1 protein-coding gene is annotated in these 236 nt (G+C 43.2%); it reads left to right on the top strand.

Annotated elements, in window-relative coordinates:
• On the top strand, positions 1 to 236 hold a 236-nt coding region (locus tag GQ589_RS12145; RefSeq protein WP_202115134.1), incomplete at both ends, for a DUF6708 domain-containing protein.

The following is a 236-nucleotide window of genomic DNA, read 5'->3' as shown; positions in this document are numbered from 1 at the left end:
AGTGACTTTTTTAACTTTAAGTTTTTACGGCATCCGGCGGTATTTTTACAACCGAAAAAACGCCGTATCAAAGAGTATGATTGGGACGATCTGCATGGCGTTATTATTCATAATATGTCACGTAATGCCCTAACCTCGACCGTATTAATGGTGTGCCAACCTGGCACGCATCAAGTGATTGATCATATTATGTTAGATCCTGCCCGAGCTGGCGCAGGGAGTACATTTGTTTGGGG

It is taken from the genome of Gilliamella sp. Pas-s27, from assembly GCF_009795865.1.
GTDB lineage: Bacteria > Pseudomonadota > Gammaproteobacteria > Enterobacterales > Orbaceae > Gilliamella.
Note: the sequence above shows the minus strand (reverse complement) of the source record. Positions and strands in the feature narration are given on the sequence as shown.